The following is a 13,346-nucleotide window of genomic DNA, read 5'->3' as shown; positions in this document are numbered from 1 at the left end:
ACTAGTTATACAAGTGTTAATTAATACCACTCAATTCAATTGGTTTTTATATTTTTGAATAAAATTTAAAATAAATGAAAAAAATTATACTCCTTTTATTGTTTTTTCAATTTTCATCTTCAATTGCTCAATTTAATTCAACGGCACCTTGGATGGATTCTCTTCAAAAGAAAGAAACAGGTGATGCAACAATTGATGAAATTAAAGCGGCATTTGATAAGTATTGGGAAGGTAAAAATTATAAAGCAAAAGGAAGTGGCTACAAACCTTTCATGCGTTGGGAAACCCATTGGAGAAATAAAGTGGATAATTCGGGATATTTATTGACTCCGGAACAAATGTGGAATGCTTGGAATCAAAAAAATCAAGATAGGGTTAATCGAAATTCAACGCAAAGTGCTGTTAGTAATTGGGAGCCACTAGGACCATTTAATCATATTAATTCAGGTTCTTGGTCATCGGGGCAAGGAAGGGTAAACGTTGTTGTGGTCGATCCAAATAATGCAAATACACTTTATCTCGGTGCTCCGGCAGGAGGAATTTGGAAATCAACAGATGCGGGTATAAATTGGACTCCGCTTTCCGATTATCTCCCTCAAATTGGGGTTTCGGGGATAGCAGTTGATCATACAAATTCAAACATTATTTATATTGCTACCGGAGATAAAGATGCTAGTGATTCTTATTCAATAGGAGTTTTAAAATCACTTGATGGTGGAATTACATGGAACACTACCGGACTTACCTTTACTAACACTTCAACTTTAGCAAGTGAAATTTTTATGCATCCATCCAATCCGGATATATTATGGGTTGCCACCAGTGTGGGATTGTACAAAACCATTAACGCAGGGGTTACATGGGTTCAAAAATTAAGTGGAAATGTTAAAGATATAAAGTTAAAACCAGGAAATCCAGATGTGATTTATGCGGTTACTCCGAATAGATTTTATCGTTCAACAAATGGAGGGGATAACTTCACCCAAATTAGTTCAGGAATGCCTACGAATTCAGGAAGATTAATTATTGATGTAACTCCGGCTAATCCGGAATATGTTTACGTATTGAGTGCTCGAACAAATTGGAGTCATCAAGGGCTTTACAAATCAACAAATTCAGGATTAACATTTGCAAAAACGTTTAACAACACGGATATTTTTGAAGCTAATCAGGCTTGGTATGATATGGCATTGGCAGTTTCAGATACTAACGCCGAGGAAGTTTATACGGGGGTTTTAAATGTTTGGAAATCAACAAATGGTGGAACGTCTTTTATGAAATTAAACAATTGGTCTGATCCTTTTCAGGCTACTTATACTCACGCAGATATACATTTTTTAAGATTTTATAATGGAGTACTTTATTGCGGAAGTGATGGGGGAGTTTATGTTTCTTCAAACAGTGGGGAATCATTTACTGATTTAACAGCCACCGCTCAAATAGGACAATTTTACAGAATTTCGATTGCAAAACAAACTTCTTCTAAAATAGCCGGAGGATTACAAGATAATGGAGGTTATGCCTTTAGTGGTAACGTTTGGAGAAATTATTATGGAGCAGATGGAATGGAAACGGCCATTGATCCAAATAACAGTAGTAATTTTTATGGGTTTATTCAAAACGGAAGCGGATTGTATTTTTCAACAAATTCCGGAAATAGTTTATCAGGAAGTATTAATGCTCCGGATGGACAAAACGGAAATTGGATAACTCCTTTAGCTATTAATTCTTTGGGGGAATTATATGCTGGTTTTAATGGACTTTATAAGTTGAATATCAATGCTTGGACTTTGGTTTCTACTACTTCATTTACATCCGGAAATTTAGAAAGAATTACCATTGATCCTTCTAATGATAATATTATATATGTGGGAGATGAGAATAATTTGTTTAAAAGTACAGATAAAGGAATAACATTTTCACTAGTAGACTCCTTTTCAAATGCGATAACAGGGATAGAGGTTCATTCCCAAGACAGTAATATTGTTTATGTAACCACGGCTGGCACTTCAGGAAGTGTTTTTAAATCTACAACCGGAGGAATGGGCTTTTTAAATATTGGAGCAGGACTGCCCAATATCGGTAAAAATGTAATTAAACACCAAGGAAATCATGTTGATAATCCATTATATGTAGGAACAAGTTTAGGGGTTTATTATCGGGACGATACCATGAGTGAGTGGGTTCCTTTTGACACTAACCTTCCAAATGTTGATGTCACCGATTTAGAAATTCATGTATTGGACGAAAAAATTATTGCCTCAACTTACGGAAGAGGTGTTTGGCAATCATCAATTCCAACACAATTAGCCCAAAATGATTTAGCTCTGATTAGTTTGGAAGATCCCTCTATTGAAAATATTAATTGTAATGTCAATTCACTATCCTTCTTAGTTAAAAACACGGGATTATCAACGGTTACTAATTTTACGCTCAATTACACTATAAACGGAGTTCCTAATAATTTTATTTGGAATGGAAATTTAGAGTCTTTGGCAACAACAACTATTGAAATTTCAGGACTTAGTTTAATTAGAGGGAAATCAGTCATTCAAGGAACAGTTGTTTTACCTAATGATTCATTTGCCAATAATAACAGTATCAATGTTGAAATTTTAAATAATGATAATGGCTCGGTAGGTTCTTTAAACACCTTTGAAACGCCATTTACAAACCTTGTAACTTCACAAGCTGGAGGAACTAGTTTGTGGCAAAGAGGAATACCAACAGGAACATTATTAAATACAACTTCTTCAGGAGTGAGAGTTTATGGAACGAATTTGAGCGGTAATTATACAGATGGAACAAAAGCTTATTTATATTCTCAATGTTATAATTTCTCTCAGATTTCTAATCCTGTCATCCGATTTAAAATGGCTTTTGATTTAGAATTGAATTGGGATATTTTATATTTGGAATATTCTACCGATATAGGCCAAACCTGGAATGTATTAGGATCTGCAGACGATGCTAATTGGTACAATAGTAGTCGAACTCCACAAACCGCAGATGATTGTAACAATTGTCCGGGAGCACAATGGACAGGAACAAATACTACTATGCTAGAGTATAGCTATATGTTGAATCAGTTTATTGGTCAAAGTAACATTATTTTTAGATTTGTTTTTCATTCAGACGAAGCAGTTAATAATGAAGGAGTTATTATTGATGATTTTGTCATCGATGGGACATTATCTACATCTGATTTTAGTTTAAATGAAATTGCTATTTATCCTAATCCGTCTAATGGATTGTTTACACTTACTTATGGTAATTATAAACCGCAAAAAGTGGAAGTATTTGATGTAACAGGAAAAATCATTTTAACCATTGAGGAAAACGCTTTATCAGATGATAAAATGCAATTGAACCTTGAAAAAGTGACCACTGGTGTTTATTTTGTTAAAATAAGTAATGAAGATCAACAAGTAGTTAAAAGAATAATCAAAAAGTAAATTTAATGAGCAGAAAAAGTCACATCATCGGATTTTTAATTTTTAGCATTAGCATTTGTGGATATGCCCAAAATGAATCACGCGGAATTAACCTGAATTTCATGGATAAATCAGTTAAGCCAAGTGATAATTTCTTTCGCTATGTAAATGGAACTTGGCTCGATCAAACAGACATTCCTGCTGATAGAACCCGATGGGGGAGTTTTGATGAACTTCGTGAAAAAACAGATAAAGATATGATGCTTATTTTAAAAGAAGCATTGAATAACCCTTCTTATACAGCCGAAACAGATCAAGGTAAAGCACTAAATCTATACCGTACAATTATGGATACGGTTACTAGAAATAAACAAGGAATTAAACCGTTAAAACCTTATCTGGAAAAAATTAATGCTGTAAAAAATGTAGCTGACCTTAAAAAACTTTTAATAGAAATGGAAACTCAGGGAGGAGTTGGTTTTTTTGGAGTTGGTGTAGGAACAGATGCTAAAAACAGTAACAGAAATGTGGTAAATGTTGGTTTAGGAAGTCTTGGGTTACCGGACCGTGATTACTATGTTTCAGAGGATAAAGACAGTAAAGAAAAAAGAGAAAAGTACCATGCTCACATCATCAAAATGATGAGCTATTTAGGCGAAAAACCAGCTCAAGCTAAAGCTACTGCTGATAGAGTTTTAACTCTTGAAATTGCCATGGCAACACCACGTTTAGATCGAGTGGAACGAAGAGACCGAAGAAAAACCTACAATCCGATGACGATTGCTGAACTTCAAAATTTAACGCCTACCATTAATTGGAATGAATATTTGCAAGGAGTTGGTTTGCCAATAGTGGATACAATTATCGTTTCTCAACCGCGTTACATGACCGCTTTAGAAACTATTTTCAAAGAAAACAAAGTGGAGGATTGGAAAGCCTACATGCGTTGGACACTTCTTAATCGTTATTCCGGATTATTATCAACAGAAATAGGAAATGCCAATTGGGATTTTTATGGAAAAACCTTAACGGGAGCCATCAAACAAAGACCGTTTGATGAAAGAGCGTTACAGTCTGTAAACGGAACCTTTGGGGAAGCATTAGGCAAAATTTATGTAGAAAAAATGTTCCCGCCTGAAGCTAAAGAAAAAGCCAGAAAAATGATTGATAATTTGTTTTTAGCGTATGAAAACAGAATCAATAATTTACCTTGGATGGCAAAATCAACTAAAGATAATGCTATTGCAAAACTCAAAAAATTCAATGTTAAAATCGGTTATCCTGATAAATGGAAAGATTATTCTAAAGTTACAATCATTGGGCCAAAAGATGGAGGAACTTATTTTGAAAACTCCAAAAGAATAACGAAATGGCGTAATGATGAAAATTTCGCCAAATTAAATAAACCGGTTGACAAAACAGAATGGGGAATGTCACCACAAACGGTGAATGCTTATTATAATGCATCATTTAATGAAATTGTTTTCCCAGCGGCTATTTTACAACCACCATTTTATGATTACAGAGCTGATGAAGCAGTTAATTATGGCGGAATTGGAGCAGTTATTGGGCATGAAATTTCACACGGATTTGATGATAGCGGTTCTCGTTACAATGCCGATGGAAATTTAGTAAATTGGTGGAGCGAACAAGATTTGAAACAGTTCACAGAATTGGGCGGAGCATTAGCGAATCAATATTCGCAATTAGAACCACTACCGGGAATTTTTGTGGACGGGAAATTTACTTTAGGTGAAAATATTGGTGATTTAGGCGGAGTAAGTGCAGCTCTGGATGGTTTAAAAATTCATTTAAAACAAGCTGGCAATCCGGGATTAATTGACGGATATACTCCCGAACAACGTTTCTTTATTTCTTGGGCTACTATTTGGAGAAGTAAAGCCAGAGATGAAGCCATTAAAAATTTAGTAAAAACAGATTCTCATTCACCGGGACAATACAGAGCTTATGTTCCACTGCAAAATGTTGATGCCTTTTATGATGCCTTCTCCATTGAAAAGGGAGATGGAATGTATCTGGAAGAAGATAAAAGAGTTAAAATTTGGTAAAAGAGTTATAAATTTGATAATCAAAACAATAAAACAAATAATAGGCCGTTGTAACTCTGTAATCATTGCATAATGCAAGTTAGAGTTAGTTAAATTTTGTTTTGGTGTTTTGAGAAAGGCGTTCCTGAATTTGATTCGGGAACGCCTTTTGAATTTTATACTGAACTTGTTTCAGTATCTTTTTAGACTTTTATAATATAGATTTGCATTGATTTTTCTCAGAAACTAAGCCACTTCTCAATAACTCATCTCAACAATTTGTTTTACTTTTTCTAACGTAATATTCTGTTTTTCGCCCATCGCTTTCCACCCTCTTTCTTCAAAACGATTCACGATAAAATCAGCAGCTTTTTCATAGTCTTTTGTATAATTAGAAAGTTTGGTTTCCATGCCCATTTTATGAAGGAATTCAACTGTTTTTTCAATGGCTTGGGTTGCTTTTTCTTCAGCTGAATTTCCTTTTATATTCCAAACGCGTTCGCCATATTGAGCTAATTTTTCTTTCTTGGTTTCAAACATTGTTCGGTATAAATTCGGGCCTATGATAGCCAATGTTCTCGCATGATCAATTTCATACAAAGCGGTTAATTCGTGACCAATCATGTGGGTAGCCCAATCACTCGGAACACCTTTTTGAATTAATCCGTTCAACGCCATAGTAGTACACCACATAAAGTTGGAAGCCAATTTGTAATCGGACGGGTTTTGAACCACATCCGGTCCAATTTCAATTAACGTTTGTAAAATACTTTCAGCTATTCGGTCTTGCAAAAGTGCGTCATGAGGATAGGTTAAATATTGTTCCATGACATGCGTAAAAGCATCGACCACACCGTTTTCCAATTGTCTTTTCGGTAATGAAGCCACAACCGATGGATCACAAATGGAGAATTTGGGAAACAAAGCACTTCCACCTAAGGTTAATTTTTCCTGTGTAGCTTCAATGGTTACCACCGCACCCGAATTCATTTCGCTTCCCGTTGCCGGCAAGGTTAAAACGGTTCCAAACGGAATAACTTTGGAAATATCTTTAAATAAGATTCGATTTCTTAAAATATCTGCTTCTTCACCTTCAAAATTTACAGCACCTGAAATGAATTTTACCCCATCAATCACACTTCCGCCACCAACGGCCAAAATGAAGGTGATTTTTTCGTTGCGAATGATTTCTACCGCTTTCATCAAGGTTTCAAAACGTGGATTGGGTTCGATACCACCAAATTCAACAATGTCTCTCCCAGAAAGTGCAGCTTTTACTTGGTCGTAAATACCATTTTTAAAAATACTTCCTCCGCCATAAGCCAATAAAACTTTGGTGTTGGTGGGAACTAATTCAGTTAATTTGGCGATTTGACCTTTCCCAAAAATATAGTTGGTGGGATTGTATAATTCAAAGTTTGTCATGGTAAGATTGTATAAAAGTTTAAAATTTTTAAGAGTTTAAATGGTTTAAAACTTAAACGCATACAAAGTTACAAAAGGATAGTAGGAACAAGTGGTAAAGGAGTGTTAAGAGTAAAGATTCATTTTCTATAAAACAAATTATGATCCAAAAACGCCCACACATGTTCCGGTAAAAGGGCTCTTACGTTTTTGCCGTTTTTGATGCTTTCTCGAATAAAGGTGGAAGACAATTCAATCACCGGAGCACCAACCCGATGAATTTTTGGGTGATTGATAAACTGTTCGTCAATCACACCGGAATTCAATCTTGGATAGACAAAAATAGCATGATTTTGCAGAATGACTTCAAAATTTTTCCATTTATGCAGTGAGTTCAGATTGTCTTCACCCATAATCAAGGCAAACTCATAAGTTGGATATTTCTCTTGCAAATGAGCCAACGTATTAACTGTATAATTGGGTTGTGGTAATTTGAATTCAATATCGGAAGGTTTGATTTTCGGATAGTCTTTCGTGGCTAAATGCACCATTTCCAAGCGATGATAATCATCTAACAACGTACTTTTTTGTTTGTGTGGATTGTGAGGTGTAACGACCATCCAAACTTGATTCAAATCGGAATATTCTACCATGTGATTGGCAATGATTAAATGCCCCACATGAATGGGATTGAAAGTGCCAAAATAGAGACCGATTTTCATAGTTTAGTCCTTAGTAAATAGTTCTTAGTCCTTAGTTTTAAGTGTTTTTGAAAATCAATAAATCATTTTTGATTCTTCCTGAATCATAAGTATAAGCTCATCAAATAAAGATTCATCTTTGATAAAATCTAATTCTTTAGAGATAATGATTTGTGTTTCAATTTCGTTTAATGAACCTTTAGCGATATCAAGAAAATAGCTGAATGATTTATCAGTATTTCTTCCAAAACCTTCGGCTATGTTAGATGGAATTGAAACAGCGGCTCTTTTTAATTGGCTAGATAAAGCAAAACGTTCATCATCAGGAAATTTTTTAACCAATTTATAAACTAAAAGGACAATTTTTATTCCTTTTTGCCAAATAAGTAAATCTTTATAGGAATTTACAGCTGCCATAAATGTGTTTTTTATGTTTCTATCTTAAAGACTATCCACTAAGGACTAAGTACTATCGACTAATAAACTCCCTCACCAATTCATACGCTTCCGCTTTCGCTACCTCCAAATCATAGTTTTTAATTATTTTGTCGAATTGTGGAGCAGTAGCTAATTCTACAGATGCTTTTGCGATTCGCATATTGATTTTATCATCAGATTCTGTTGAACGTTTTTTCAAACGGATCTTTAATTCGTCAATACTGGGTGGTTTTACAAAAACTGCCAAGGTTTCTTGTTTGAATTTAGATTTAATTCGCAATCCGCCAGCCACATCTATATCAAAAATAACATTTTTACCTTTTGCCCAAATGCGTTCAACTTCGCTCTTAAGCGTGCCATAAAAATTATCGCGATACACTTCTTCCCATTCCACAAACTCTTCGGCTTTGATGTGGTTTTTAAATTCTTTTAGTGATATAAAATAATAATCTTTTCCGTGCACTTCTTCTCCTCTGGGTTCACGGGTTGTACAGGAAACCGAGAATTCCAAATTCAAATCGGGTTGAGCCAGCAAATGCCTTACAATGGTGGTTTTTCCCGAACCGGATGGGGCAGAAAAGACTAATAGTTTTCCTTTATTCATAGTGTTATTTTCTTTACTCTTTATTCTTTCCTCTATTTTCTAATTATAAAACATTCAAAACTTGTTCTTTAATTTTCTCCAATTCATCTTTCATCATCACAACCAATTTTTGCATTTCTGAATGATTGGATTTAGATCCCATAGTATTGATTTCACGACCTATTTCTTGGGTAATAAAACCTAACTTTCTTCCATTGGCTTCTGTTCCGGCTATGGTTTCGATAAAATAATTCAAATGATTTTCTAAACGAACGCGTTCTTCAGTAATATCATATTTTTCAAGATAAAAAATCATTTCTTGTTCAAAACGGTTTTCATCCACATTGGCTTCCAATTCATCCAAAGCAGTTCGCAAGCGATTTTTAACGGTTTCAATTCGTTCCGTATCCATACTTACGGCTTGATTCATATAATTACGAATGTTTTCGATTCTGGTTACAAATTCATTTTCCAATGATTTTCCTTCATCTAAACGAAAAGAGGCAATATTTTTCATCGCATCATCTACCACTTTCATAATCTCATTCCATTCATTTTCGTCAATTTCGTCACGTTCAGTTTTTAACGCATCCGGCATTCTGACAGCCATTTTCATCAATTCCGTTTCATCTGCATTTGGAATAACTGCTTTCATTTGATTGATATAACCTTTCACTATTGGCACATTGATTTTAGAAGATGTTTCTTCGCCGGTTACTTCTATATAAATGGAGAAATCAACTTTGCCTCGCTCTAATTTTTGAGCAATGGTATTACGCAAACCCAATTCCATTTCACGATAAACAGAAGGCATTCTGACATTCAAATCTAAACCTTTGCTGTTTAGTGATTTTACTTCTACTGTAATTTTTTTGGTTGGAAGTTGCAAAGATGCTTTTCCGAAACCGGTCATTGATTGTATCATAAATTATAAAAAATGTTTTCAAAGATAAGGAAAAGTGTTCAGTGTTTAGAAGGAAAGAAGTCAGTTCTTTAGAGATCTGAAAACTAATCGTTGACTATTGAGTACTCTTTTTCTGAGTGACCAAATAAACCCCTGTAAATATTAGGATTGCCGAACCGATTTTGATCCAACTTAGGTCGTCTTTTCCTAAACTGATGGCAAAAACAGTTGCAAATAAGGGTTGAAGATAGATAAAAACAGCAACGGTTGTGGGTTTTAATTCACGCATCGAAACTAAGTTTAACAAATAGGTTAAAAAGGTCGAAAACACAACCACAAATCCAATTTTCCAATAAATATCCGTTGGAATAATTGCCCAATTTATGGCATTAAATTCACCCCATCCAAAGGGTAAAACCATTAAAAAGCCAAAGGTATAAATCCACTTAACAAACGTAAACGCATTGTATTTATCCATTAATTTTTTAACGATAATGAGATAAAAACCATAAGAAACGGCATTCACAAAAACCAACAAATTTCCTAGCATTTCATTTGGAGCATTGATTAGCGATTTTCCGTAAAGGATGAGTGATATCGTTCCTGCCAAACCTAAAACTATTCCAAAAATTTTACGTTTTTTCATTCTTTCTTTCATGATTATGGCTGAAAGAATTAATACTATCATGGGTGTGGTAACCATTAAAACAGCTCCCATTATAGGTGATGTATAACTTAAACCTTTAAAAAAAGTAAGCATATTAAAAGCAACACCAAAAAAGGCAGCCGCAACAATTCGAGGAAAATCTACTAAAGCAATTTTTTCTTTCGGACCAAAAAATGAAACCAGCCAAAAAAGAAAAACAGAACCACCAACCCGGAGGAGAATAAATCCAAAGGGTTCAACATATTTTGGCATTACATCTTTAGCAATCGTAAAAGTTATTCCGTAAATAATGGACACCAACATGGCGGCCACTAAAGCCCAATTTCTTTTATTCATTAGTCAAAAAATCAATGGCGGCTTGAACCGTTTTTGGGCTGTTACCAATAAAAATTGTTTTATCAATAACGATTACAGGACGATTTAAAAAAGTATAATGTTCTAAAATGTAACGTTTAAAATCGGATTCGGAAAGGTTTTCATCTTTTAAGCCCATTTCTTTATATAGTTTGGCTCTTTTGCTAAAAAGGATTTCGTAACTTCCGGCTAAAACATGAATTTCTTCCAATTGTTTCACGGTTATAGGTTCCTCTTTGATGTCCTGAAACAAAAAGTCGTCCGTTTTTGGTAATGATTGGATGATTTTTTTACAGGTATCACAGGTCTTTAAGTAGTATATTTTTCGCATGCTGCAATTTTCAGCAAAAGTAATGACTTTTTGAGTAATTCTAAATCAGATAATTGAGGCATAATTAAAAAGAGTTAACCAAAAGGAATCAATAAATACAATTTATATTTTGAGTAAATCAAAAATAGTAGTAATATTGCACTCTCTAAACCGGTCCTATAGCTCAGTTGGTTAGAGCACCTGACTCATAATCAGGTGGTCCTTGGTTCGAGCCCAAGTGGGACCACAAAAAACCTTCCAAATCGGGAGGTTTTTTTTATTTCAATAAATTATTTTAATGAAAGTTAAACCAAAATGGAATATTTTACGTTAATATAATTTTGAAATATAGGAAGTTGTCAAAAAAGATGTACTTTTGCCGATGATTTACGATTTTAAAAGGAAGTATAGAAAAAAATAACAACTTAGTTTTTGTTTTAAAGAGATTTTTACTTTATTTGCCTAAATATTTTGTTAAAGAATAAATTTATTTACTTTTACACCCTATGAGAATTGTCCCAAACTGGTTTATAAATATATTGGGTGGTTTTATTTTGATACTATCTAGTGCAACTGCATTAGCTCAGGGCTCAAATAATCCGCCTCCACCAACTCCGCCACCGCCCGGTACACCAATCGATAATTGGATTTACTTGCTGTTAGTTCTTGGTGTGGTATTTGCTTTTTACAAAATCAACAATAAACAAACGATAAAAAAAACTCCGAAGTAATTCGGAGTTTTTTATTGATATGAAAAACTAATTATTTTTTATACTCAAATAATCGAGCAACATATTTACCAATTACATCAAATTCTAAGTTTATTTTAGTGCCAACTTTAAAAGTCTGAAAATTAGTATGTTCAAAAGTATAGGGAATTATAGCAACACTAAATTCGTTTTGCTTGGAATTAACCACCGTTAAACTTACACCATTCACCGTGATAGAGCCTTTTTCAATAGTGATATTGTTTGGTTTACTATCATATTGAAAAGTAAAATACCAACTCCCGTTAGATTCTTTAACGGCATTGCAAATACCAATTTGATCAACATGTCCTTGAACAAGGTGTCCATCTAATCGGGCATCCAGTTTCATCGCTCTTTCCAAATTGATAAAATCACCTATTTGCCAATTTCCAATGGTTGTTTTGTCAATGGTTTCTTTGATGGCTGTAACTGTATAAATATCATTTTTTATGGCAACAACAGTCAAACAAATTCCATTGTGAGCTAAACTTTGATCAATTTTAAGTTCTGATGTTATCGAAGAAGATACTGATACATGAAGATTGTCGCCGTCTTTTTGAATATCTTTGATGATTCCAAGAGTTTCTATAATTCCTGTAAACATTTGCGTTTTATTTTCTTAAATTTGCACTTCAAAAGTAGCAATAAATATCTTGAAGCCATGGTGAAAAAAGCAGAAAATATTCTGGTAGGAATTTCAATTGGAGATTTAAACGGAATTGGAAGCGAAGTTGTGCTCAAAACCTTCGAAGATCCAAGGATGTTGGAGCTTTGTACTCCCGTTATTTTTGCTAATGTTAGGATGTTGTCTTTTCTTAAAAAAAGTTTTGAATCAACGGCTTTACTGCACGGAATTGACAAGTTAGATCAAATTGTTCCTGGAAAAATAAATGTGTTTAATTTATGGAGAGACAGTTTTAATTTAGAATACGGTGTAGCGGATGATATTGTTGGTAGTTATGCGGTAAAATCTTTTGTGGCCGCGACTAAAGCTTTAAAAGAAGGTGAAATAGATGTTTTAGTAACAGCTCCAATCAATAAATATAATATCCAATCAGAAGAATTTAAATTTCCGGGGCATACCGATTATCTTAATCAGGAATTAGAAGGTGATGCGTTGATGTTAATGGTTAATGATTCCTTGCGAGTGGGTTTATTTACAGACCATATTCCTGTTACGGAAGTTTCAAAATATTTGACAGAAAAATTAATCAGACAAAAAATAGCTACAGTTAAGCAATCATTAATGCAGGATTTTAAAATAAGCAAACCAAAAATTGCTGTTTTAGGACTTAATCCTCATTGTGGTGACCATGGTGTAATTGGAAAAGAAGATGATGAAGTAATCAGGCCAACTATAAAGAAGTTATTTGACGAAGGGACATTTGTTTTTGGGCCGTATGCTGCCGATAGTTTTTTCGGAAACAATTCACAGGAAAAATTTGATGCGGTAATTGCATGTTACCACGACCAAGGGTTAATCCCTTTTAAAACATTATCTTTTGGAAACGGAGTGAATTATACAGCAGGATTAAATAAAATACGAACATCTCCGGATCACGGAACGGCATTTGAAATTGCCGGAAAAAACCAAGCTGATTTCAATTCGTTTAAAGAGGCAGTTTATTTGGCATTGGACATTTATAAATCCAGAATGGAGTATGCTCAAATAACGGAAAAACCGCTTAAAACAAAAGAAAAACAGTTTTAAACAAAAAAATGTTTATAACCGTATTGGATTTGCGATAATTTTA

At 34.1% G+C, this 13,346-nt stretch carries 12 protein-coding genes and 1 tRNA gene; 5 read left to right on the top strand and 8 right to left on the bottom strand.

The window, feature by feature from the left end:
- Positions 1 to 74 precede the first annotated feature (74 nt).
- Positions 75 to 3,455: a T9SS type A sorting domain-containing protein gene (locus C0512_RS00345; RefSeq protein WP_290857999.1), complete on the top strand. Its 3,381-nt coding sequence runs from the start codon at positions 75 to 77 to the stop codon at positions 3,453 to 3,455.
- Between the two features lie 5 nt (positions 3,456 to 3,460).
- On the top strand, positions 3,461 to 5,503 hold the full coding sequence (locus C0512_RS00340) for a M13 family metallopeptidase (protein ID WP_290857998.1): 2,043 nt from the start codon (positions 3,461 to 3,463) through the stop codon (positions 5,501 to 5,503).
- Positions 5,504 to 5,740: 237 nt separating this feature from the next.
- Here C0512_RS00340 and C0512_RS00335 read toward each other — a convergent pair whose 3' ends face one another.
- From C0512_RS00335 to C0512_RS00305, 7 genes are all read right to left on the bottom strand, one after another.
- The gene (locus C0512_RS00335) at positions 5,741 to 6,907 is read right to left on the bottom strand and encodes an iron-containing alcohol dehydrogenase (protein ID WP_290857997.1); all 1,167 of its coding nucleotides are present in this window, start codon (positions 6,905 to 6,907) and stop codon (positions 5,741 to 5,743) included.
- A gap of 119 nt (positions 6,908 to 7,026) precedes the next feature.
- Positions 7,027 to 7,608, bottom strand: coding sequence for a nicotinate (nicotinamide) nucleotide adenylyltransferase (nadD, locus tag C0512_RS00330; RefSeq protein WP_290857996.1), 582 nt, complete (start codon positions 7,606 to 7,608; stop codon positions 7,027 to 7,029).
- 54 nt (positions 7,609 to 7,662) lie between these two features.
- Positions 7,663 to 8,004, bottom strand: a complete 342-nt coding sequence (locus C0512_RS00325) for a four helix bundle protein (RefSeq protein ID WP_290857995.1) — start codon at positions 8,002 to 8,004, stop codon at positions 7,663 to 7,665.
- Between the two features lie 52 nt (positions 8,005 to 8,056).
- Positions 8,057 to 8,629 (bottom strand): guanylate kinase, encoded by a 573-nt coding sequence (gmk, locus tag C0512_RS00320; protein WP_290857994.1) that lies wholly within the window; start codon positions 8,627 to 8,629, stop codon positions 8,057 to 8,059.
- Between the two features lie 43 nt (positions 8,630 to 8,672).
- Positions 8,673 to 9,533 (bottom strand): YicC/YloC family endoribonuclease, encoded by an 861-nt coding sequence (locus C0512_RS00315; protein WP_290857993.1) that lies wholly within the window; start codon positions 9,531 to 9,533, stop codon positions 8,673 to 8,675.
- Between the two features lie 94 nt (positions 9,534 to 9,627).
- Positions 9,628 to 10,515 (bottom strand): DMT family transporter, encoded by an 888-nt coding sequence (locus C0512_RS00310; RefSeq protein WP_290857992.1) that lies wholly within the window; start codon positions 10,513 to 10,515, stop codon positions 9,628 to 9,630.
- A complete protein-coding gene (locus tag C0512_RS00305) occupies positions 10,508 to 10,864 on the bottom strand; it encodes an arsenate reductase family protein (RefSeq protein ID WP_290857991.1) in 357 nt (118 codons plus the stop codon). Before C0512_RS00305 ends, C0512_RS00310 begins: the two co-directional genes overlap by 8 nt.
- 152 nt (positions 10,865 to 11,016) lie before the next feature.
- Here C0512_RS00305 and C0512_RS00300 point away from each other — a divergent pair.
- Both C0512_RS00300 and C0512_RS00295 read left to right on the top strand, forming a co-directional pair.
- Positions 11,017 to 11,090: transfer RNA gene (locus C0512_RS00300), tRNA-Ile, on the top strand.
- A 259-nt stretch (positions 11,091 to 11,349) separates the two neighbouring features.
- Complete coding sequence (locus tag C0512_RS00295) at positions 11,350 to 11,574, top strand: hypothetical protein (protein WP_290857990.1); 225 nt, start codon at positions 11,350 to 11,352, stop codon at positions 11,572 to 11,574.
- Positions 11,575 to 11,605: 31 nt separating this feature from the next.
- Here C0512_RS00295 and C0512_RS00290 read toward each other — a convergent pair whose 3' ends face one another.
- Positions 11,606 to 12,196 carry a riboflavin synthase gene (locus C0512_RS00290; protein WP_290857988.1) on the bottom strand — a complete coding sequence of 197 codons (591 nt, stop codon included), beginning with the start codon at positions 12,194 to 12,196 and terminating at the stop codon, positions 11,606 to 11,608.
- Positions 12,197 to 12,253: 57 nt separating this feature from the next.
- Here C0512_RS00290 and pdxA point away from each other — a divergent pair, with 57 nt between their 5' ends.
- Complete coding sequence (pdxA, locus tag C0512_RS00285) at positions 12,254 to 13,303, top strand: 4-hydroxythreonine-4-phosphate dehydrogenase PdxA (protein WP_290857987.1); 1,050 nt, start codon at positions 12,254 to 12,256, stop codon at positions 13,301 to 13,303.
- Positions 13,304 to 13,346: the final 43 nt, after the last annotated feature.

The organism is Flavobacterium sp. (assembly GCF_013822155.1).
Taxonomy (GTDB): domain Bacteria; phylum Bacteroidota; class Bacteroidia; order Flavobacteriales; family Flavobacteriaceae; genus Flavobacterium.
Note: the sequence above shows the minus strand (reverse complement) of the source record. Positions and strands in the feature narration are given on the sequence as shown.